General features: G+C 31.8%; 15 protein-coding genes. All 15 read right to left on the bottom strand.

The window, feature by feature from the left end; translation table 11 throughout:
• Window positions 1-68: 68 nt before the first annotated feature.
• The 15 genes from BVC87_RS05025 to BVC87_RS04960 all read right to left on the bottom strand — a co-directional run bounded on the left by BVC87_RS05025 (window position 69) and on the right by BVC87_RS04960 (window position 24,437).
• Entirely contained in the window at window positions 69-1,418 is a 1,350-nt protein-coding gene (locus tag BVC87_RS05025) for an ATP-binding protein (protein WP_075341266.1), read from the bottom strand.
• On the bottom strand, window positions 1,408-2,331 hold the full coding sequence (locus BVC87_RS05020; protein WP_075341265.1) for a hypothetical protein: 924 nt from the start codon (window positions 2,329-2,331) through the stop codon (window positions 1,408-1,410). The genes BVC87_RS05025 and BVC87_RS05020 overlap by 11 nt, the downstream gene beginning before the upstream one ends.
• A 626-nt stretch (window positions 2,332-2,957) precedes the next feature.
• Complete coding sequence (locus tag BVC87_RS05015; RefSeq protein WP_075341264.1) at window positions 2,958-3,875, bottom strand: hypothetical protein; 918 nt, start codon at window positions 3,873-3,875, stop codon at window positions 2,958-2,960.
• Between the two features lie 22 nt (window positions 3,876-3,897).
• On the bottom strand, window positions 3,898-5,883 hold the full coding sequence (locus BVC87_RS05010) for a hypothetical protein (protein WP_075341263.1): 1,986 nt from the start codon (window positions 5,881-5,883) through the stop codon (window positions 3,898-3,900).
• Window positions 5,884-5,921: 38 nt separating this feature from the next.
• Complete coding sequence (locus BVC87_RS05005; RefSeq protein ID WP_075341262.1) at window positions 5,922-10,121, bottom strand: contractile injection system tape measure protein; 4,200 nt, start codon at window positions 10,119-10,121, stop codon at window positions 5,922-5,924.
• On the bottom strand, window positions 10,114-12,834 hold the full coding sequence (locus tag BVC87_RS05000; protein WP_075341261.1) for a hypothetical protein: 2,721 nt from the start codon (window positions 12,832-12,834) through the stop codon (window positions 10,114-10,116). Before BVC87_RS05000 ends, BVC87_RS05005 begins: the two co-directional genes overlap by 8 nt.
• Entirely contained in the window at window positions 12,831-17,531 is a 4,701-nt protein-coding gene (locus BVC87_RS04995) for a hypothetical protein (protein ID WP_075341260.1), read from the bottom strand. The genes BVC87_RS05000 and BVC87_RS04995 overlap by 4 nt, the downstream gene beginning before the upstream one ends.
• A 438-nt stretch (window positions 17,532-17,969) precedes the next feature.
• Window positions 17,970-18,395, bottom strand: coding sequence for a GPW/gp25 family protein (locus tag BVC87_RS04990; protein WP_075341259.1), 426 nt, complete (start codon window positions 18,393-18,395; stop codon window positions 17,970-17,972).
• Complete coding sequence (locus BVC87_RS04985; RefSeq protein WP_075341258.1) at window positions 18,388-18,690, bottom strand: PAAR domain-containing protein; 303 nt, start codon at window positions 18,688-18,690, stop codon at window positions 18,388-18,390. Before BVC87_RS04985 ends, BVC87_RS04990 begins: the two co-directional genes overlap by 8 nt.
• 19 nt (window positions 18,691-18,709) lie before the next feature.
• Complete coding sequence (gene vgrG / locus BVC87_RS04980) at window positions 18,710-20,506, bottom strand: type VI secretion system tip protein VgrG (protein ID WP_075341257.1); 1,797 nt, start codon at window positions 20,504-20,506, stop codon at window positions 18,710-18,712.
• Window positions 20,503-21,177 (bottom strand): CIS tube protein, encoded by a 675-nt coding sequence (locus tag BVC87_RS04975; RefSeq protein WP_083629274.1) that lies wholly within the window; start codon window positions 21,175-21,177, stop codon window positions 20,503-20,505. Before BVC87_RS04975 ends, vgrG begins: the two co-directional genes overlap by 4 nt.
• 2 nt (window positions 21,178-21,179) lie before the next feature.
• Window positions 21,180-21,347, bottom strand: a complete 168-nt coding sequence (locus BVC87_RS23345) for a DUF5908 family protein (RefSeq protein ID WP_159439320.1) — start codon at window positions 21,345-21,347, stop codon at window positions 21,180-21,182.
• Window positions 21,348-21,749: 402 nt separating this feature from the next.
• Window positions 21,750-22,223, bottom strand: a complete 474-nt coding sequence (locus BVC87_RS04970) for a phage tail protein (RefSeq protein WP_075341256.1) — start codon at window positions 22,221-22,223, stop codon at window positions 21,750-21,752.
• Window positions 22,216-22,680 carry a phage tail protein gene (locus BVC87_RS04965; RefSeq protein ID WP_075341255.1) on the bottom strand — a complete coding sequence of 155 codons (465 nt, stop codon included), beginning with the start codon at window positions 22,678-22,680 and terminating at the stop codon, window positions 22,216-22,218. Before BVC87_RS04965 ends, BVC87_RS04970 begins: the two co-directional genes overlap by 8 nt.
• Window positions 22,681-22,853: 173 nt before the next feature.
• Window positions 22,854-24,437 (bottom strand): phage tail sheath family protein, encoded by a 1,584-nt coding sequence (locus BVC87_RS04960; RefSeq protein WP_075341254.1) that lies wholly within the window; start codon window positions 24,435-24,437, stop codon window positions 22,854-22,856.
• Between the last annotated feature and the right edge of the window lie 16 nt (window positions 24,438-24,453).

Here is a 24,453-nt window from a genome sequence, read left to right as displayed (position 1 = left end):
AGAAAAATCACTCGAACTGAGAAACTTTCTTAGAAAATGGTGCTACAAAAACTTCGTGCTTCTCACTATTATACTAACACCATTGTTTTATTTTCTTTCTTTAATTCTTTTCGAATTCCTTCTAATAATTCCTCTTTAGTAACTACAGTATCGTTTCTACTAATTACAGCTAACGCACAAAATCGAAGCACATTAATAATAGCCCCACCAGCCAATTCATAAGTTTCAGCAATCTTCCAAACATCAATATCTTCATGTAACGTACAAGTACCAGAAAATGCTTTTTTCCATAATTCATAACGTTCTTCTGTAGCTGGCATATTAAAGTGAATCATGGCTTGAAACCTTCTAGTAAAAGCAGCATCCATATTTCCTTTTAAATTAGACGCTAGAATAACTACTCCAGGAAAATCTTCTATACGTTGTAACAAATAGGAAGTCTGCTGATTCGCATGTCTATCATTTGAGCTATTTGCTTCGGTTCGTTTTCCGAATAAAGCATCTGCCTCGTCAAAGAATAGAATCCAATCTTTGTATTGTGCTATATCAAATATTTTGGAAAGGTTTTTCTCCGTTTCTCCAATATATTTGGAAACAATCATAGATAAATCTACACGATACACATCTCTGTTTGATACTTTTCCCAATAAGGAAACTGTTAAGGTTTTTCCTGTTCCGGGCGGACCATAAAACAAAGCTCTGTATCCAGGTTTTATCTTTTTAAATAATCCCCAATCATTCATTAATGCAGGTCCGTGTTGTAACCAAGCTCTTAACTCCAATACTTCGTCCATTACCAAATCGTTCAACACTACATCTTCCCATTCTAAATGTGTAGTGATTTTCTGTGCGGGAAACGTACTACTTTGCTCTATTTTTGGCATTTCTCCAGAAAGAAAATACTGAAACCAACGTTTATTAAAACTGATAACTCCATTGAACTTTGGAATAAAATCTTCTGTAGTTTCCAACGAAAGAATCTGCTCTTTAATCAAAATACTTTCCTTATTAAAAACTCGTACAGCTTCTTTCCTTAATAAAGGTTTTGTAGCTGATATTAAAAACAATAGTGTTTGCCCTGTTGGTAAAAAACCACTGTGATTTTTATCAATAACACCACCAAACTCTGTAAAACCACGATCGTAGATTTTGTTTCTTCCAAAGAATACATCTAACATTTCTGGCTTAAGTTGTGGAGCTAATCCTAATGCGATTGCCAATCGATCATAAATAGTAAGTTGGTATTTTTCTACAAAAGCTCCATATGCGGTATCTTCAGAAATCTTTGATTGCGGAATATCCGTCCAAAAAGGACGTTCTCCTTCATGTTCCAAATAGGTGCTGATAACATTATGAATAACTTCTTGTAACCAATTTAGCTCTTCTAATAAAACTTGTATGTTCGTATCAAAATCCATAATTCACATAGAATAATTCGATATCGTCTAAATTGGCATCTGCCCATTTAAAGTATTGTAAAGCAGTATTTGGATTCAGTTGATTTGCTTGTAACATATCCAATACGCATGCTTGTGGATTTATTGGAGTTACATTGGTATTTGGACTTGGTTCGTAATAAAAATCGTAGTTGTAAAAGTTGGTTACCCAATCCAACATTCCTGTTCTTTCTGTAATTAGATTATTGATAAAAACTTCTAATTTTTCTGGCTGAACAACTAACTTTTTCGCTCTAAAGAAACAAGGTCGCTTTTTTTCTTCTCGTAAATACACTTCAATATCTCTTGCTTGTATTGTTTTTGAATTTGCTCTTCCAAATAATTCAATTAATCCGTTACTTTCCGTTTCAGATGCGATTTCTAGTTCTCCTTTTTCTGAACTTGCAATAACCAATGTCCAATCATTAGTAGCTGCACTTTCAGTAACTACGTATACCTCTCTGAAAGAATATATAACTTGTGTAAGCTTAATAATAAGTTCTGATGCTATTTGATTCCAGTTGGCAATCTTAACTGAAGTTGGATCATTACTTGTAAAAAAATAACTACCATATTCTTTAAACGACAATACTTGTCGTGCATAACCAAAATTTCCTTCTATTGGGTTTTGACCTGTATCTCTTCCTGTATAACTTTTAGTAACACCATTGCTAAAATTCCAATTATAAGCATTTTGTTTAATTCCATATTCAATAACTACTTCATCGACATCCACAATATTTTTTCTAAAGATGTTTCCCAATACCACTATTTCTCCTTTCTGAATTTGAAAAAAATCACCTGGAAATAAATGCTGCTGTAATGGACTTCCTGGAATAAAGCCATTGGTTTTGTTGTAAAAATCTACATAAAATTGTTTTGTGATGTTTTTCATGATTATTGGTATTTAAAGATTTAACGATTGAAAATTAAGTTACTTCTTACCTGGTCGAATTTATCTTGACTGGCCTTCGAAAGACTCAGCATATAACTATCGAGAAGTTTCAAGTTTCTAAAATGTTCTCTGTACAAAACTATTCTCCATTGCTTTTCGAATAATTTCACTCGAACTGACAACCTGGATTCTCATTCGTCTTTGCGAATGAAGTTTACGTAGCGAAGCAATCTTTTAATTATGAGCGTTGTGGTTTCTTAAAAATATTTAGATCAATAAATTACAGATTCCTTCGTCATATTTCCTCGGAAAAACGTTTGTATCATTATTGCTATACCTAATTGAAATTCAAAGATTGAATGATTGAACTTTCAAATCACACAGTTTATAAATAATTATTATCCATATGTCAGTTCGAGTGTTTTTTATGAAGTGATAACGTAATAAAAAATATATCGAAAACACTATAATAAACGAAGACTTCCCGATAACTCTACTGAACTTGATTCAGTACAACTTCACTCCATTTTCATGTTGTAAAATCACTCGAAGTGACATTATTCATGCATAATAAAAAATATAAATAGCATCATTCAATCTTTAAATTCTTAAATCATTTAATTCTTTTACGACGCCAATGCCGCTGCATTTGCTGCTGCTAAACCTGCTTCTAAAGAATTCAATTTAATAGTAGCTTTGCTTAATCTTCCTTCTGCTTCACTTAATTGCTCTGCTGCATTCTTACATGCTTTTAATGTGATTTGATATCTAAGTGCTGCTGTTTGGTATGCTTTGTAAATTAGCTCTTTTATGTTTGCTTTTTGCACATCAACTTCTATCTCTTCCTGAGTAATGTCGACAATAATGATTTTTTTCTTTTTGAATTCGTATAACTTGGCAACAAAAACAGTAACCTCTTCATTGACAACATCACTTAAATCTTCTCCTGTTATAAACTCATACAAACGAATGGCTTGTAATAATTCTAAAGACATCACTCCTTCTGCTTCAATTGCTGTAGTTTGTGCTGCAAAAACAGAATTTAATGCTGTTAAGGTTAAAGCAACCGCATTATTAGCATCTGTTCCTGCATTGGTTGCCATAGTTACCAATTCATCTGAAATTAATGGGTTTTGTGCTTTTTTACGCGTGATTAAATTGGATAATTTATTAACTACTTCTGCTGAATAAATTAGCTTATTAATAACGTCATCAATACTTACAGCTAACTTTTTTATCTGTTTATCTCCATTGACAGTTCCTTGAAATGTAGTTTTTGAGTTGATTAATAAATCAATAACATTATCAATAATTGCATCAATAGCCTCTTTATTTGCCAATGTACTCGCTTTATTTGCCTCATCAGCAGTCAATAATATTTGTAATTTACTTGACTTGTCTGTTAACGAATTAACAATAGCTTGTAACTGTTCAACTTCGTTTTGTGCATCAATAACCTCATTGGTTAGTTGATCTATTTCTGCTTTTTTCTTTTCGGTGATTCCGTATTTCTTCGGATATGTTGTTGTTATATTTTGTATCATGATATTTTTTAATTGAGGTTAATTATTCTTTTAACTCTGGTTCATACTTAAAATCTTCTGTTTTTTGGAAATCAGACAAATCACTAATAAACTGTTTTGCTGCTTCTTCGTGAGGAACTGCTAATACAACAGGTATATATGAATTTCCTTTAATTAAACTATTTCCGAAGTTATCGGTAGTTGTTAGATCAATCTCTAAAGAACACTCATACTTTGTTTCACTTTCACCTTTTTTTTCTGAATCTATAGTTGCTACAGCATAACTATCTAACTCTAAACCATCTGCAATCGTTTTGTTGAAGAAGAACCCTGGTTTAATATGCTTTGGATTTTCTATTTCACTCATTGCATCTGCTTTTTCTTTTTTAACCACAGCTAAAGCTGCCTCTAAAAGCGCTAATTCTTCTTGTATGGTTATATGAACTTTCTCTAATTCTTTGTATTCTTTTTGTAATGCTTTTACCTCTTTATCAGAGATTCCTTCCTCTTCTTGTTTGGCTAAATTATCTGACTTTTGTGGTTCCATTCCTGACTCTTTAGATGAAACCGTATTGATTTCCGCTTCTAACCTTTCTATTTCTGGATTGTATTTTGAGAAAATTTCATCTAAGGCTTCTGTTTGATCTTCCACTGTTTGTAAGCCTTCTACAGTTAGTAGTCCTTTAACTAAATCTGGATTGTTGGGTAAGAATATACATCGATACGATACTTTATATGTTGATACTTCTTTTACTGAAAACGTCAACGTATTATCTTTAACAGTAATATTGGTACCATCATGTGGTTTTGGAGCAGATAACCTATTTTTTAATTCAAAATATGCCGATGGTGCAGAAAGATAATCATCAAACGTGTTTATTATTTTTTTGTATGAATTATCAAATACAGCAAATAGAAAAATCACATAACGTTCTCCTAATTTCATATCATCCCCGTCAGTATCCTTTAAATCAGATAAGTAAATTTGTTCTGAATACTTCTTAGCATCTGTGCCTTTAATTTTAATGTACTTTTTAGCATCTTCTGGCTCAACAATTAAACCTTCGGCATCCGATGTAGAGAAGATTTCTTTACTACTGTTCTTTACTAAAAACAGATAGTAATCTTGTACTGGATACCCTGTTTCTCTATTTTCATCTGCAACTCCCGGAATAGTTTTTTGATATTTAAACGGACTTCTATATCGGTTAAAAGTTACCGTATAATTCGTTGCATCTCCTGGCTGATCTGGAATTTTAACTCTTAAATTATGATTTAATTCTCGATTACTTAATCTGTATGCTTCCACAGAAGATTTTAAAACACTTCCTTTGCTTTCTAAATCGCCTTCTGCCGCTTTTTCTGTAGTATTTGCAGCTGCTAATGCTTCTGTATCTGCAGTTACTACCTCTGAAATGGCAATGTAATCCTTAGTTACTACTTCTAATAAACTTTTAATGGAAGCGTCAGTACTTTCTGCTTTAGAGGTTAAACTTGCTGATGGGATTTCTGCCACAGTTGCTGAAGCTTCCATACCTAGTTGTGATGATTTTTCTGCTAAATAAGCTGTTCCTCTTGATTCTGGGTTTTTACCATTCATCAATGTATTTGCATACTTACTTTGATCATAAATTTCTGTATCAAAATCGGCAGCACTAACCATACTAAAAATACTTCCTACATCACTTGCCAATTTTAAAATAGCGTTGGCTGCAATCTGTACATTAGCTGCTGCTACGGCAGTATTGCTAACAGTTTGCGTAATGAATTGATTTGATAAATTTACAGAAGACAATGTATTGGTAGACACATCACTATCTATAGTCATTTGCTCTAAAATTAATTGTTGCAATGCTTGATTTTGATTGGCAATTTGTAGTTCCTCAGCAGCTGTAATTCGAGCTCCCTCTGCGTAGTATAACGTAAACATAGAAGCATCAAAATTTGCTTTGTTTTTTAGTATACTTAATTCTTGCTCACTTAACGATGAAAGTACGCTAGCTTGCAAATTTTCATTATAAGAGTTCATAAAAAAATTATTTTAGTTAATATTTCATTTTAATTCGTTTAATAAGGCCATGTTACATGTAATGGCTTAGACATCCATGGGTATTTGATAATGGAAAATGTAAAAGGCGATTTTTCTAATAGAACATCGTAGGGTCTTTTTTCTACTGTTAAATTCCAACGATCTTCTTCTTCAGTTAACATTCCTTCTCGTACTAACCAATTTCCTCTAAACCCTCCAACGGTTGTTTTTCCGATAGCGTCCCAATAAGAAATAGCGGATTGAATCATTCCATCTATCAATTGACGATTTTCATTACTAAGTTGAATTCCTTCTTTTACAGGTTCTTCAAAAGATAAACCACAGTATAACTTGTTTAATGCTAATAATTGTTCTTCTGTTTGTGTTTGTCCGGTTACTACATATTGTAAGTAATGAACTGCATCTAGTTGTGCTTCTTTTGATACAAATTTAGTATTGGATGTGAGCCCTAATCGCTCAAATAGTATGGGATAGTAACTATCTAAAAGTACCATTCCTGCATTGGGGACTTTAATTCCTTCTGATATTATTTTATTTTCATTCATAGTTAGTTGTTGTATTTTTTGGTATTGAGTTTCTATTTCTCTCTTTTTATATTGATTCCTTTCTTTTTTTAAAGCGTTAAATGCTAATTGCATTGCATTTGGTAACTGTATTTTTATGTCATCAAATACTTCAAAAAAATGTGCTTCTTCAAGTGACCTTTTAGCAGATAGCTCCCATAATAATTCTTTCCAAAAATGAATTACCTCAAGAGGCCTCCATTGGTCTTTTTGCCAACATTGCAAAAGTTTTTCATAAAGAATTTGTTGTATTTCTTTGCTAGAAATTTTCCGATTAAAACTCTTAGAAATAGCTTTGTATAATTTTTGTATCCCATCTAACACTAATTGTTTCTCTGGATGCACTTGCTTTACTATTTCAGCTATATCTGTAAAAGCAATAAGCTTTTGTATTGTTTTTGCTCCTGCGGATTCTTTTCTTAATACCGTTACAATCGTTAAGGGATACACTTGTAATACATCATGAAGTAATTGTTTTACAGATGTTGGTTTCTCTTGTGTATACCAAGAAGGTATTTTATTAGATATTAAAAGATCGTGCGCTAATTCTGTTAAGTGTCCTTTTGATTCACAAATATTTAATACTTCCTTAGGTTCCACTTTTTTTGGTGTTTTTAATAATTGAAAAATGGTACTTTGTTCCACTAAAACTTGTTTTAATATTAAAGGAATACTAGAATTTTTATCTTCCAGCTTCTCAAAAATGTACTGTGTAGTAATTCCTTCTTGCTGATACAATTTTTCTAAAACATAAATTGTTAATCGTTTTACTTCTTCTTGTTTAGTTTGCTCATTTTTTATGACTTCCCATAAACTACTCCAAAACAATTCTTTTAATTTTTCTTCTGTTTGCTTACCTCCTATTTCAGTAACTAGATTGTATAGTATATGGATTGCTTTAGTGGTACTATTAAAGCTGCTGCTCATTTTATCTTTAGCTATACGCGTTACCAACTCTTCAAAAGAAAATATTGTTTGTATACATATTTTTTCAGAGCGTGTAAATGAAGTTTTTTGAAATAGTTCACGAATTTCTTGAGGATATTGCCTTAAAACAATCTGTATTAATTTTTGTAACTCTATTGTTCTTTCTTGTATCTGTAGATTTGTTTTTCCTTCTTGAATCGCTTTTTTTATACTATTAATTATTTCTTCAGAAGATAAATTGTACAACATTGAAGTTTTATAGTGCTTAGTAACAACTTTTTCTTTTACATAAAAATTGACATCCTTTTCAGCTATTGATTCTGGTATTTTTAGATCAAACTCATAGCTAATGGCTTCTAAAAGCTGTACTAAAAACTTACTTTTATCTCCTCTATAACTTGTGTAATCAGCTAGACACTGCCAGTAAAAAATATCTAACTTCTTTTTTATTTGTGATACTAAATCTCCTTGAAGTATAAACTGATATGTTTTTATAAATTCCTGTTGAAATACTTCAAAAACAGTAGGCGCATTTTTTAGTAAATAGTTCGCTATTTTATATTCATGCTTTTTAAAGGATGGAGATACAATATTTTTACTGTACACCAACTCTTGTAAAATAGCTGCAACTTCTTCTTGTTTATACGGATCTTTCTCTATGTACTCCATTAAAAAATCAAGTGAAGTATTTTCTGAAAACGTCTGTATAAATACATTTAATTCTTTTTGCTGTGTACTTGAAAATCCGTGGTGCGTTACTTGAAAATGGCTTATAATATCTTGTAAAGTTTCTTTGATAACTATAGCGTAATTCGCATCGTATTTTGCTAACAATTGCGCAAATAGTTTTTTCACTAGTGTTGAAGTACTTTTAGCATCTTTAAAAATTAACATACTTGCTCCTTCTACAAATAATTGATTTTTGAATTCGTGCAATGCTTGTGAAACTTCTTTTTTTTGCTCCAGTACTTTGTCAATACTTGTTTCTAGTTTTTTTAGAAATTGTAATTCTTTTGAAACTACTTTTTTCAATATTGATTCCTTAACCGTTGCTGTTTTGAAAAGTACAGACACTATTTTTATTACAAATCCTTTGTCTTTATATGTTTTTAGAGCATTCCAAACTTCTTGTGCATGTTCCTGAATCCAAATACGAATAATTTTATAGTATTTTTCTGCTAGTAAGTTTTGATTAGTAGTTTGTAATACTTCTTGTAAATCTTTAAGAATAATTACTAGTTTTTTCTTTGAGAATTTTGGAACAGTTTGTAAAACTGTAGTGGTATAAATTTGTTTAAACTCTTTAAACACCGTAATTGCTTCTGTACTTTTTTTAGAACTCGATAGATTTAAGTTTATAATTTTTTCTAGAACTTCTTGTCTGCTATTACTTTTGGTTTTGCTTAGTTTTTCTATAAAATAATTAAAGAATTTTTTAGTAGAAAATGTCTGTCCTCTATACTGTTTTAAAAACTGAAAACCAATACTCATCAACCAATTTTCATCAAAGCCAAAGTGTTTTTGTAATTCCAGAAATTTCAATTGTGATACTAATTCTATGATCTTTTTAGTAGCTTCTTCAGATTGATTTTCTAATAGAATTTTAAAATTATCCGCTTGTAAATCTTTACTTATCATTTGCCAATTGATAGTGGTATTTGTGACCGAATTGATAATTCGATTGAATTGTGAAGGATTGAGTATAGACAAGGTTTGTACCAATACTCTAAATTGTTCTTTGTGATAGGTTGTTTCTCTATTTTTAGCAGAAGAAAAATAGTAATGTAGCAAACGCCAATTTCTTTCTAGTTGTTTTTTACTAGCATATGTATTAGAAATAATTTTGGACTGCTTGTGAGCCAAAATAGTAAGTATGGTGATAAAATTACTCTTAATATACGATTGCTGATGCAGTTTATCAACAGCATTTTCTATTAAGGCAAATAACTCGTTGTATTCCATGTTAAAATGATTTGCCATTTGCTGAATATTACTTCTCACAAATTCAACCTTATTAAACATGCTACCTCGCTCTACAAACAAGTAATTTAAAATCCAAAACCAAAGATTCTTTTTAAAATCTTGAATTCCCGTTTTTACTAAGGTTTGTCGTTCTTGTAGTTTGGTAAATTCTTTAGAAAACTCAATAATGTAGTTGTAATTTCCTTTTTCAATATGTGTTATTATTTGTTTAATATGTGTTTCTCTTAATTGCCATGCAATTCTCTTTCTTACTAGTTCTTCCGTAGCAACATTTCGAATCATTTCAATCACAGCTTCTCTATTTTCCTGTAATTGCGTACTAACTATTTGATTGATATTGCCGCTACTTTCTGAATAATTCCATGGTACGATACCCTGCATTAAAAAGTGATGCAATACAAACATCCACGTTTCTTCTCCTTTTAAAATGGCAACCTCTTTTTCAAATCTATTTGGGTTTAAAATGAGTTCTCTAAGCTGTTCTTGTAGCTTTATTCTGAATTTATATGTAAGTTCTTCTTTTAAATTTTCAATAGGAATTTCTCCCAAATCAATGGTTAGAGATTTGATTTGCAAACTGTGATATTGAGAGCACATCGAATTAAAAACAGCATTCATTTCTCTTGGCATATAATGCTCACTCCAGTTACTAATCTCGTTCTGTATCATTTCTCCTCCTTCCTTATTATCAAAAGAGGTTTGCCAAAAACAACGCGATACAATATGATGGTTCAGGCTAATCATTCGAAGTTGGATTTAAGGTTAACAATACTTCAATTAAAGTGATTGCATTGGTTACTAAGTCTGGGCTATGTAGATTTCCTGTTTCCTGATCGAATCGTAAGTTATTGTACCAATTGGTATATGCTATTATTACTTCTTTCAGCTTGTCATCCTCTAGAAAATAGCTTTCATAACATACTTGTATAGGTAAATCTCCTTGTAAAAAATAATTGAGCCTTTTTTTAAAATCAGGAATTTTAACACCTTCTTTGGCTATAAAAAATGATGGAAAAATAAACAACAATGTATTGATTAACAATGGACTATCTATTGGTAATTGTAAGTTTGCTCCCCATTTTAACTTAATATGCCAGCTGCAAGATGAACTGATTATACTTTTAAACTCTTGCGCATCTATATCAAATGTTTCAAGTTTTTCAAATGTATAATTGTCCCTTAGCTCATCAATAGTGGCTCCTTTTTTAAGTAAGCCTTCTATTTTTAATACATCGCTATAAGATAGTTTTTCTGTAATAATCCAGAATATATCAATTCCATCTTCTGTAAGCGTAATCTCAAAATCTGCCGATTCTATTAATAAGTCCATTTCAATACATAACAATCCTTTTCTGCGTTTTAACAGCCAGTATGCATACGAACTATTGGTAGTAATTAGATAATCTTGATAATAGGCATTTAAGGAAAAAAGCAAATTCAACTTTAACTCAACGGCAGAGAAATCAATAAAATCAGATGCATTTAACTGCATTGCTTTGTTAATTTCTACAGTTTTAAAAATAAAATCTTTCTGATGTCCTTGTACTAGTTTATGCTTTAATTTGTTATAAAAAACTGTTGGCAATTCTGGAGATTCCTCTACATATTTCATTCTTAACTTTCCTGCTCCAATAAAGTTATAAGCTTTAGTTCTATAATAAGATAAGAACCCTAAGTTTTGTAAATACAGACTTTTTATAATTACTTGATCTTTTTTTGTATTTCCTGAATAAATACTTCCTTCAATAGTTCTATCGATAACTTCAGGAGATTGTCCGTGTCTGGCTAATAAGTGATTTAGAATTTTGTTTCTTCTTTCAATATTTATGTTTTCATCTTCCATAAAATACATCAATCCCCAGATGTATGAATTGTATGGATCATCTTTATAATCACTCCAGCCGTTATAAATAAGTTGCTCTGCAGGAGTTGGTTCGTAACTATATTCGTGTTTTCTAAAATTTCGTAATAGTGGACGAATATGTGGTACCGTTTCATATAAAGATTGGTAGAAGTAAGTTGGAGAAAACGAGAGATAAGGTGCTGGATATTGTTGATGTTTTTTCTCGTAACAGTTTTGCAGTCTATAGAATTGATCTCTATCTACTGGATCACCAGTAATGGCATTTTCAAACGAAAACAAAGTTCCTAAGTTTGCCAATTGCATAAACTGGTTGGTTAGCACTTGATCAAATAATGTTAAATATCCTTTTAATTGTCTCGATTGTGCTCTTTGAAAAGCAGTTGCATTAGAACTTACTCCTTCTACGCCTACTGCATATACTTCAGGAAATGTATTTTGAATTGAATAATAACTTGCTATGTCTCTATAATTTCCTTTAGGAATAGTTGGATACATTTTTACAGTAGATACTTTACATATTTGCTCTTCTGGTTGAGTCAAATTAGAAAGCTCTTGAATAATGTCTCTAGTAATACTTCTATTAACCTCTCTACCTTTTCTAAAAAATTCAATTTCCTTTTTTTGATCTTTTATTGCTTCTATAAAATCGAAAACTAATAGTTGTTTTTCTTTACAATTAACTTCTAACAAAGTTCCCTCCTTATTAAAAGCTACATTGGATACTGATATAACACCTGAAACATTTTGTATGACTTCTGCCAATTCAAAAGCTTGAATCGTATTCTTTTTTTCTCTCAAATTGTGATCTAAAATCCATCCATTTTGAAGTTTTGGCCCATTAAAAATTTCATTGGAAGTTTTTCCTGCCAGCTTTAATTTATCGTAACCTTCTTGTTTTACTTCAGGAAAAACATAATTATTTATAGCATACTCTATGTTTACAACAACGGCATCTATATCCTGCTCATAAGCTATTTCTAATTTCCCATAGACAGAATGAGGTTCAGAAACTAATTGCGTTGGGTACAGAAATAGCTCGCCTAAGTTTCTACAGGTATTAAGTACAAAAAATGTATTGTTTAAAATGAGTTCTAAAACGGTTTTATAAACAATAATTTCTTCATTGTTCTTATAGGTAACAATTGGTACTTCTCTAGCAGTATCAATCTTCGGGTCTATCAATACTTCTACTTCGTACACGCCATTTACAATAGACAGATTACTCTGAACAGGTGTTATCTGTACATTCACAACTTCTTTTACCTGATCTATTACATACTTTCTAAAATCATTAATCGTTACTGGTGTAGTTGTTAAAATATCTTCAGGTAAATAGAATTGGTTATTAATTTCTAAATTTCCTTTTCTATCTGTTAGAATATCTTTTATTGGAAAATCATTACAATAACCGAGTTCCGTAAGTGCAAAACATAATTGATCTAAAATGGTAACTCCAGGATCACTCTGATTCAGGTTTGTCCAAGTTCCATCGTTATGACGTTGAATATATGCCAGTGCTTTCTCGCGTAAGTCTACAAAATTTAACTCAAGAGGTAATGTATTCTCTTCTATGTAATTCTTTACTTCTTTCATACCGAATAGTTTAATTCTGAATAATCTAATGAAGGAACTAATACATCAGATGATTTCAAATCTTTGGAAGTAATAATTTGATATGGTGCTGATTCATATGTAATTACCCCTGTACTTATATTTTTTGTTCCTAAATACAAATACAACTTACTAATGCTTGTTACAGATTTATAACTGGTAATAAACTCTGAAATTTGGGCTGCACTTACTCCTGAATCTATTGTTATTTGTTCCTGAACTGTTTTAATCCAAGGTGATAAAAACACATTAATTCCAACATTAACTTTATTCGCCACTCCTTCTGGTAATTTCCCTTTAGTAACTGTAACAGTTCCTTTAATCTTTAAATAGCGTAATGTGCAATTAGACACTAAAACATTGGCAAATTGCGATGCTTTCTTTTCTAAATAATGTTGTACTTTATCTTTTATACAACCATTTACAAAAGGTGTAAACGCATTAGCATCTTTTGAATTCCCTACTTCTTGTACGAGGTATACATTGGTAGTTTTTAAAGGTTTATCATATACTTGTTTTGTATAATAGATCTCTGGAAATTGAGCTTTAATTACGCTATAAAAATCTTGATAGGTTACTACTCTATCTTTTGTTTTTAAGCGAACACTTACACGTTTATAAAATGCTGATTGAGTTTCTAAAGATTTTCCGTTGAAAGAAGCAAAAGGTTGCACCACAGTTGCTATTTGTGGCACTGCTTCTTCTGTAGTTTCTATACTATTTGCAGGTATTTCTGGTTTTTCTGAATTGGTTTTAAATTCGGTTCCTGTTCTTTTAAGCTTAACTCCATTTGTAGTTAAAAATAATGTAGGACAATAACTATCTGGATTGTTACCTACTCCTATTTCAATCCAATATTTTTCATTGGGCATACTTCTATGTACATCAGAAATATCTGACGGAACATTTGTCGTAAGAATTCCCGAACAACTGAACCCGTTGGTTGTATCTGAAAAAACGGGTAATTCTTTCCAACTATATTTTGTTAAATACTCATATGAGACATCTGGTATCGTATTTTCCGCTGTAGCTGCATCTTGTGCTAATTCAAAATAAAAACCAACTTCCGAAGGTGCTATCAATTGTTCTAATCCTAAAAATAAAGCACCTTTATATGTATACTTTGGTAAGATTCCTGGAAATCCATTGGAGATTTCTTCATTCTTTTCTTCATCAAACGTACTATCATATACTTTATAGGCTTTAAAAACGTCTTGGTAAAAACAAGTTACAGGATAGGTGTCTTTTTTTGAAAAGGTATACGTTACTGTACTTGAATAATTTCCTTTGAATAATCCTACTATTGGCGTATATGGTTCATTTGCTTCTTGTTCTAGTTTTACTTCTTCTCCATTAAATGCTTTGGCTATTAAATCAGCATTATACAATGCAATTGCACTAACTACTTTTGGATACATTGTTGCTCCAAACCCTTCCTTTGGTGCTATTAATTGCATGCGCATGAAACCTGTTGTAGTGGTATCTGAAAATTCTAATAGTGAATTTTGAATGGTAGGATCAATTGTGTTTTGTACCGCAGATAGAGCTGTTGTTTCAAAAACACTATAATTCAATAACTCTTCAAATGTATCCTGATCTTGATTTTCAATAAATAAACAATCAACCGTAAAAGCTTTATTAAAACTTCCTTTATTTATTACATTAAGTATATTACTTATTTGGATCGTTTCGTCTATAAAAATAGTTCCTGAAGTTCTTATCGTTTGTTTTTCATTTAGGATATTTTCAAATGCAAATGAACTTGAAAAATGTAATGGAAACGTTGTAAGATTGTCTTCAAAAAAATCTGCTATTGATACTCCTTTTTTTAGTTTGAATAGTTCTTGTTTAGTTCCATTCAAAACTTCTTTTAATGATATATTTTTATTGATCTCTATTACATCATAAAAGCTTAATGAAGTATTAATTGTTAAAATTTTATTCAATTGGAAATCCAGCTCTTCAAGTGTAGTTTCTTTAATTGAAATTCCTAAACGTTGTAAATGTGCTTCAATTTGTAAAGTGTTTTTTACAGTGACTGAACTATGTACAGTAAAAACATCTTTTGCTTTTAAATGCAATTTCAAATCAATGACATCTATAAATCGAATAGAATCTTGATTCTCTAGCACATACGCAAATGAAAGTTTATCTTTTAATTTGAAAAAAGCACCAACATCCAATCTATTGTCTACACTTAATAAACCTTTAATGCTTAAGGTATCTTTAAAAATTAATCCTGTAATTGTTTCAAAAGAAACAGTCGCTTTAAAAATATCTTTGATAGCTAATAATACTTCAATAGACACGGAAGCATTAATATTTAAAAACGTTGAAATATCTGTTTCTCCTACATCTGGTACTCCTTGGAAAAGTGTTAGTTCTGTAACTTCATTGGTTACTTTACAAATCTCGTCAAAAATAGAAGTATCGGTATCCATTTTAACTGGTAACCATTGTTTATTTTGTAGGATTTGAAAGTCTACTTTAAAAGCTTTGTCATTAAATGGTACTCGATATATGATTCCTTCCAATATCAACGTTGTGATGATATTTTCTATTTCTTGTATGAATTCTTCTATGGTTGACTCCTCTTCACTCAATAACCAAGTATTGACTACTTTTTCTATGCTTTGTAAAATTAGTATGCGTTTCTTTTCTTGTTTAGGTAATAGTTTTTTGAGAATTTGGTTTAAGTCTTTTAAAAGTGATTCAACTTTTTTCTCTTCTTTATCGTCCCATTTTTTGATGATTTTTTCCACATTTTTAAGCGCTTTTTCTAATTTTTTAGCTTCATTAGAAAATAAGTTACCTATACCTTTCCATATTCTTAATAAGAAAGAATCTCCTTCATTTACTGGCGGGGTTTGATAAAAACCCATTGCATATTTATTATACTGTTCATAATAGATAACAAAACCTAACTCCGGTAGATTATCCCAATCCATTCGAAAAGAAAAATCGGTAACAGGTTTGCTAAAGATTTCTGAGCTTCCTATCATAAAATTTTGATTTCGCTCTGGTGTTGGTCCTAATGGTTGAAATGGTTTTTCAGTTTCTAATAGACCAAAATCACTGTATAATTGAAAATTCTGAAAGTTAGTTACTGAAACATCAATTGTTACTTCTTTAATAACAAATGGTGATGCCAAATTTGTAAACTCTGAAAAGTACATACGAAACATAGGCCAAGTAGTTGCTAATCCTTCAGGACTTTCTGTAAACGCTACAATCGCTGGATCGGCTAATGATAATTTGATTGCAATTATTAGTTGTAGATTGCCTTTATCTCCATATGAAAATGAGATAGTATCAGAAGGAATTGTAAACCATTCTTCTTCCCCACTTAAAGAATATACTCCGTTTTCGAAAAAAGTTAGATCCTTAATTTCTTCTTCGAAAGTATATTTTAAATAGATACGTCTCTTACCTTCTGTTAGATATAACATAGGCGAAGCTAATACAAAACCTAAACCTACTTGATTGTCTTTGCTTACGATATCTGAACCAAAGGTTTTCCAGCTTTGAATTTGACCTTGTTCATTTTCTTGAATACTTGTTACATCCTCTTGTTGAACTAAATAGAGTTTCTCTACATTGGCTGTTTTTGTTTTTGTGAGTGTATACGCATCTGAAATTGTTGCTGGATTTAGAGAAGTTTTATCAATAGACTCAAATACAATAGGGGTTTCATCTTCATATGTTCCTGCATTAAACTGTGTGGCTTTTGGAAGCTCAAAAACGGTGGTTTCATCTGCTAAAGTTAGGGCTACAAATACCTCGTCTGCTTTTGCGGGTGTTCTATGTTCTTTTAAAATTTGCTTGTAATAAAAGTCTAAATGCTTTTTTGTTAAACCATTTACTTGACGTTTATACACATGCATCAGCTTTGTAAATGTTTTCAGTAGTAAAGTATCTGGGTAAATATCTTCTTTTTTTGCTACAGCTTTGAATTCTAAAGGCGCATATTCTACAATACTATTTAAAAATGTAAATATCTTTTCTCCGACATCCTTCAGTCCTTTAAAAATGATCTCAAGTGAATTATCTGTTATTGGATATTGGAGTCCTAACAACGTAAAAGGTCGTTCTCCTTTGCCTCGTTTCCATATTTTTTCATCGTAGAATTCATAGAAATACATGTTTACATTTTCTATGCCCACTACTTGTTTACTATGATGTAATTGTTGTTTTGTCCAAAGAATAGCCCACAAATATTGACTGTAATGTTCTTTTACGTTTTTGATGATATAACTTTTCAAATTATATACCATCGGGCATTGTAACATGAAATAAATCCAGCGTTCTAGTAAGTGAAAAACTTGTAATAGTTGATAGAATAATTGTTTGAAACAAGTACTTATTTTATCCGTTAGTTCAGCTATATTTTCTGAATGTAGAGCTTGATCAAGTGTTGCACAGGTTTGCAAAAACAACGAATACATATGTTTGAAAGGAGTTTTGGCAATAGAAGCCAATAAAAACTCAGGATCTTTCAATAAAAAAGGTCGCCAATCTCCATTGATTTCATTCTTATCATCGTAAAAATTGATTAGCGATGAAAAATTGACCAAAAAGTTTAGATTATCAATTTCGCTTCTGCTGTCAATTAGCTGCGAATGATTTTCTAACGCATATTCTAAGGCTATTAATGCTTTATTTTGGTCGACTATGTTCATATAGTTAGTTCAATGATTTCCTAATTCAATGATTAGAAGATTAGATTATGAAATCTTTTAGTTTTTAATTCTTAATTTCTGGTTGAATTTATTAAGCTCATACATAAGTAAATATGTGTTTTAAATTGTTTTCATTAACGGTCATTGCAAAAGAAGCCTAGCGGATTGAAGCAATCTCTTAATTAAAAAATGAGATTTGTATTCTTAAATCGGTAGATTACTTCTTCACTTCACTATGTTTCGTTCATCATAATGAAGTTATCGATAATTCTACTAAGCCTTTCGACTTCATTCAAGATAAACTCAGTTGAAGTAAGTTTTCTATTACGTTATCACTTCATAAAATCACTCGAACTAACAATCAATTAGTTTCCTTTTTTTTAACTTCTTGCTTCGAGCTTCAAACTCTCAACTTTAAAATTCTTGAATCTTTTAATGTCAAATATTTGTTCCTTCTTTTATGTAGAAAGGATACACATAATTATGTCTTGTATTTGTTTGATTGTATTCGTAAACAATGGTAACTTCAACATGCCCATTGGTCATGTTTACATAAGTTACATCTACATCGATTACCGTAATTCTTGGTTCATTATCTTGCAAACTAGAAGTTACTGTATCTTTAATTTGTCCTTTCAAAGTTTCATTCATATCCTGAAAGAAATACTGTTGCAGTCCAGAACCAAATTGCGGATCTGTAGGACGTTCTCCAAAATTGGTTTGCATAATCACATCAATAGAATCCTTAATATTATTTTCAAATCGTGTTGTAATTAATTGATGATTTCCAACTGAAAACGTCACTGGAAATGACCAACCCGATCCTAGGAATTCCTTCTTTCGTATGACTGACTTATTATCCACCGATCATTACGTTAAAAGCTCCTACTAATATTTTTCCTCCGTGTGCAGTAGTATCTCCAACTCTTGCCGCTGGCATTCCTCCTATCTTTACTGTTGCAGATCCTTTTACAATAACATCTGGTGGTCCTATACAAACCAACATATCACCAACTTTAGCTGCTGGTAATTTTCCTATTAATACATTCGGTTGTCCTGGACCAATTATGGGACCACCTACATGCGGAATAGGCGCTGGAAACGCTGGTGTTTGCATGGGACATTGGTGAAAATCTGTTAATCTTGCTGCTGGTGGCATTGTTTTTAGTTTTGGTTAGTTAATTTATCATGACCATAGCGCCTTTAATAGTAGTTTGAGCGCCTCCTTTTAATTCAGCTTGTGCACTTCCATTGGCTGAAAATTTCACATTAGCTGTATTTTTAATATTAGTTCCTTTAAGTGTTACATCTCCAGGCGATCCATCAATGATTACTCCTTGTTTCCCCTTAAGTGTCAATTTCTGATTAGCTTCTATAGAAATACTTTTAGCACTTTTAATAGTTATTCCACTTGAAGACATTTCTATACTATTACTGTTTTGATCTTTGATTGTAATTTTCTTACTCTTATCATCAAAAGCAGCTGTATTTTTACTTGGAGTTTCTATGGTGAAAATTTTGTTTTCATCATCAAACTCAATAAAAATCCCTTCTTTAGAAACAATTGCTTTTTTCGAATTTTTCTTATTGGGAGTCAAACTTTTATATGGTTTATGTTTGGTGCTACTATAAACACTTCCTAAAATGATTGGATAACGCGGATCTTCATTTAAAAAACCAACAATTACCTCATCACCAACTTCAGGTAAAAAGAATGCTCCAGCTCCTGAAGTTGCATAGAAATTAGACAGACGAGCCCACAATCCTTGTCCTTTAGGATCAAACAATGGGATATCAATTAAAATTCGATATTGATTATCTGGATCTTCATATATTTTCTTCACCGTAGCATTAAAAATTCCCTGAACTCCAGGTAATAATCCTGATGCTGGTGGCGCCATTACATCTGGTTCTTCTGTAAACCAAACTGGTGCTAAACCAATGGACGTTTCTGTAAGCCAATTTCCATTTCCAATTTCGTGTCGAACATTTGACACGAAATGATCTCCATTGAATCGTGTCCCTAAACCTTTTAATGTGATATAATCTCCAGGATTTACTAATTCCGTTCCTTGAAACTTTACATCTCCTCTTATTTTTGAATAATCACTTTTTACCAAGGTTGCCTTAGCCCAATTGGTTAAATCAGTACTTTGCAAAGGTGCTGTAGTTTGTATTTCAAAGTCTTTTAACCCCACAACTTCTGATAGCTTATTAGAAGATAAATTACCCGGTCCTGCCATACTATTTTTGGAGGAAGCCGTTGTAATTTTCTGTGTTGCAAAATCCCATGAACTACCTTTTACATTACTCAATTGTGTAACCGCATCTAAATCGGCCTGAAAACTCAATAAATTGTCTCCGTAGGTAATTTCTAAAACAGGCGTTTTGTTTTTATCTGGCGGAAACACAGAAACTTTATTATCTAATGTTGTTACAACCATCCCGTTTACTTCAGCTCTCGCCATAATAAAATCCCAATCAGTTGTATAATATTGTACTTGTTCTTGCCATTGGGTTTGTGTTCCTGTAACTGATGCTTTTAAACCTGAGTAGCTCCCAATAATTGAGGAAATAATTTCGCTATCTTTCTTTTTTGAATAGGTTACACTTTTGCGTCCTACCAACATTTTTATAGCTTCATCTCTACATTCTACCTCCAAAACTGCACCATGTACTTCGCTAATCACGATACTCTGTTTGGTAATAATTCCACTAAAAATGGGTTTATTTATAGCATCGTAACCTGCTTCCAATACTACTTTATTTCCTGGTAGAAACGTATTTGACGAACTTACTTCGAAATCTTCTTCAGCTGCACTTCCATCAATAATTACAAGGGTTGCTTTCGCAACTCTATTGACTGGTTTTTCTACGGTTACGCTTTTAACTTCAATAATATCAGGAATAGCACTTCCATCTACTTTAACCGTAAATGTAGCTAATCCTCCATGTTTTATCTCTGATACACTCATACATCTGTAATTGTTATCGGAGGAAATAGTAATTGTTGTCCTCCTTTAAGATTTCTAAATTTGTTCAAGCCATTATATTGTGCTACTTGTACATAATAAAAAGGCGAATTCCATACTTTATATGATAATTGTGGTAAGCTTTCACCCTCTACAACTTCCACTAGATGTGTTACATCTGGTGATTCTTTTTTTTCTTCTTTGCTTTTCTTTTTAGGAGACACATATTCCCCAAAACTAAGAGCTACTTTTGCTCTTAACGGGCTTCCATCTGGTCTGAAAAGGGTATATGTTGTATTGAAACTTTTTAAAACACTTTTAAAAATCAGATCGCTTCCCCATTGCACTATTACATAATTAGGTCGATGTATTTTCCCGTCATAATCGTACACTATATCTTCCAAAGCTTTAATTTCGTTTGCCATATTAATTCGCTTCGGAAACACTACTCCTGTACAATCAATCACAATTTCAAAACTCAATTCATCAATTGCTGTATTTTTATACTTCTGAGATGCTTGACTAGAACCTATGGGTTGTTGATTGTTGTAATGAATTTTTCGATTCCATTTAATAGAATTCGGATTAATCATTACTTCATAGGGATTTCCTGGAATGGGTTTCATAAAATCCCCATCGTAATACCCTGTTATTTTCATATATTCTAATCCCATAGTTATCTTCTATAACTTGTTTTTTTTATACCTTCGGATAGCATTCGTTTACACATTTCTAGTACTTCCTCTTTAAAAACAGAAAGGTCAACTTCATTTACTGTATTTATTTGATCTACCGCCGTTTTTATTTCCGTTTTAATAATGAGTTCTCTGATTTCTACCGGCATATTTTCTTTATTAGTTGCTGGTTGTTGGTTATTTAATTTTTGGCTTCGAGTAATTTTAGGACATGAAAATGGAGCAAAATTGTATCAACAAGTTTCAAGTTTCTAATTTGTTTTCGATACACTTCTCTTAACACCTAAGCAATCAAACAGATAACTCACTAGTTATTTATAATTATGAAAAGAGTTTTCGAACTGAAGTAATCCCTTACTCTATAAAAACAGATTACTTCTTCACTTTACTACGTATCGTTCATCGTAATGACGCTTGTAATTCTATATCACCAATACCTGCTTGATAATTTTTTTTAACAGTTTCAAAAAGATATTTTTAGTATTCTTACTTTTATATTAAGTCTAACATTAAGATTTAAAAAAACTCTTGATTCTTTATTCCAATTGATCTTATGTAGTCGTAAAATAAGTGTATGCTAATTCGATATTATTTATTACGATTTCACTTTCTTGTGATTTTAAATCAGAAAAAGAATATTTAACTGGATAAGCATCAAAAAAGTTCCATTTCATACATACTGTTCCATCTCTATCTAAAAGGTTTACAGATACTAATTGAGTACGTATAGGATTAGCTAATCCTCCATCAATCGTATCGTTACACCAATCTGTCAAAAAATCTCCGTCAGGTACAGATGCTCTTTTAAGCACCAAGTTTTTACTTGTAGAAACAGATGGGAGGCGGTATTTAAACCTATTTTCTCCTCCCCCTGCTACTTCTTCTAAGGTTTGCTCTCTAGACAAACCCGATACTTCCTGAAAATCAACGTTTGAATAATCTCCAAATGAAACTGAAAAATAAAAACCTACCGGAAATTTACCTACGGCTGGTTGTTCTAATTCTATTTCTCGTTTCTTAGCCATTCGTAATTATTAGTTGTTCGTGTGCTATTTCTAAAGTATCTACAGCTACTTCATTTCCGTCTGACTTTAAGTCTGTACTGGTAATTTTTGTAGGCCAAGCGTTGTTTAGTTGCCATTGCATAGTAACACTTCCTGCTTCATCTAAAAGCTTAATCAGAACTGTTCTACGTTTAATGGTATTCATTTTAATTTCAGCATGCCAATCCCAAAATATATTATCGTTTACAAAAACGCCTCGTTTCATAGTTACATTTCCGTATTTTACAATTCCAGGCATTTTTTCTACTGAAAATAAAGGACTGTTACTCTTACGATATTCAATAATTTGATTTTCTACATCCATTCCAGAAACTTCCTGAAATGCGACTCCTGTTAGTTCCGTACCCAAGTCTACTTCAAAACGGAACTTTGGCATGGGCCAGGTTGATCCTTCTACACTTCCGTCATCTGTTGCCATAATATTATTTTTTTAGTTTTTATTTCGTTTGGTTATATGTAATTAATCTCTTTTATAGAGACCTAATTTTTACACTCTTTGTTAGTTTGAATGAAATTATTCTTGTTTCATCATTGTAATGACGATTCACCTTGAATAATCAGTGACTCTCAAACTGACATACATCAATTCCTTTATGCAGACGTAGCCATTTGCTGTTGGAAAGTAAGTACAATGAATTCTGCTGGTCTTACTACTGCTACTTTAACAGATACAATCATAAAACCATTTAAAATATCTTCTGAAGTCATGGTGGAACCTAATCCACACTCTACAGAAAAAGCATCTGATGCGCTTGCTCCTTGCAATCCACCTTGTTTCCAAATATCATTTAAGAAACTACTAATCATCGCTTTTACTGATTCCCATGTATTTTTATCATTTGGTGCAAATACATATGCATTTGCTGCTAGCTTACAAGATTGCTCAATAAAAATCATGGTTCTTCTTACAGAAATGTAACGCCAATCCTGACTGTTTCCATCTAAGGTTCTTGCTCCCCAAATAAGGATTCCTAAACCATTAAAAAAGCGAATTGCATTGATAGATTTTCCTGAAATTGCATCTACATTTAAATCTGCCTGTTGTGTTTCAGAAATCAATATTGGTAAACTGATTACATCTACCATAGAAGTATTTGCTGGCGATTGCCAAGGACCTACATCATTATCGGTTACTGTAATTACACCTGCCATTCCTGCACTTGGAGGTAAAATATTAGCATCTTGTAATACATTCGCAATAATGGTATTGTAAGTTGGACTTGCAACTAAAAGTGAATTATTGTATTGACTTACTGTTAGTTGTTGTCCTTCAGGTGGGTTTTGAATATTCGCTATAATTGTATCCACTGTTGGATTTGGATTACTAGCAGGGCTTAAAATTGCTTGTAATTGTGTTACATCTCCGCCAAATAAGTTGGTATAATCAATATCTGAAGCTTGCATCACGGTAGTTCCAACAAAAGGATAATATGCCGCTCCATAGTCTAAACCATTAGAGCCTGTTCCATTTCTAAACGTTTCTATATCATCCATGTAGTTTAATGGATCTGGATCATTTCCTCCAATAATGTCAAAAATACATACAGCAGTTTGCATAGTTGATGCTTGTAATAACATCGCTTGCATTAATGAAGCATTATTTTCTACAGAAAGTAAAGTAGCTTCTGGACAAATGTACATGGTAGGTTCTTGCTCTTGTAACAATAATTCTAAACCGCCTGTTAATTCATTTAACTGTACATTCGGATTTACTATTTGTTCTCCTACTGGCATTGGATTTCCTGATGGATCACCGTAAGTACCAACTGAAACAATGTATGCATCTCCTCCTCCATTATCATAAAATAATTTAACGCTATTGTATAAATAATAAATAGTGTTTGGGTCTGGTAAGATAGAATAAAAAGTACCTCCTATCAACATATAATCACCTGAAGTTGGTTGACTATCTTGTGCAACTAAATAGTATTCAGGTTCATATTGTTTTGCTGGATCTGCCGGAGGCGCTGGATCTGGCAAACAAAAAATTGCTTGAAAATCTGCGAATGACGTAATTTTTCTAGGTACATTCGTGTACGATTTCCCTTCGTACATGGCTTGTGGTGTATATCCAATAAAGGCAGGAACTGCTGTTGCAACAGGTACAACTGAATTTCCAAATCCATTTACTTCATTGATATAAACCCCTGGAGATTTAATCGTAGATAAGTTCATAAAACATATTGGTTAT

Source organism: Tenacibaculum agarivorans, assembly GCF_001936575.1.
Lineage (GTDB): Bacteria > Bacteroidota > Bacteroidia > Flavobacteriales > Flavobacteriaceae > Polaribacter > Polaribacter agarivorans.
The sequence above is the reverse complement of the archived record's forward strand: the minus strand, read 5'-3'. Positions and strand labels throughout refer to the sequence as shown.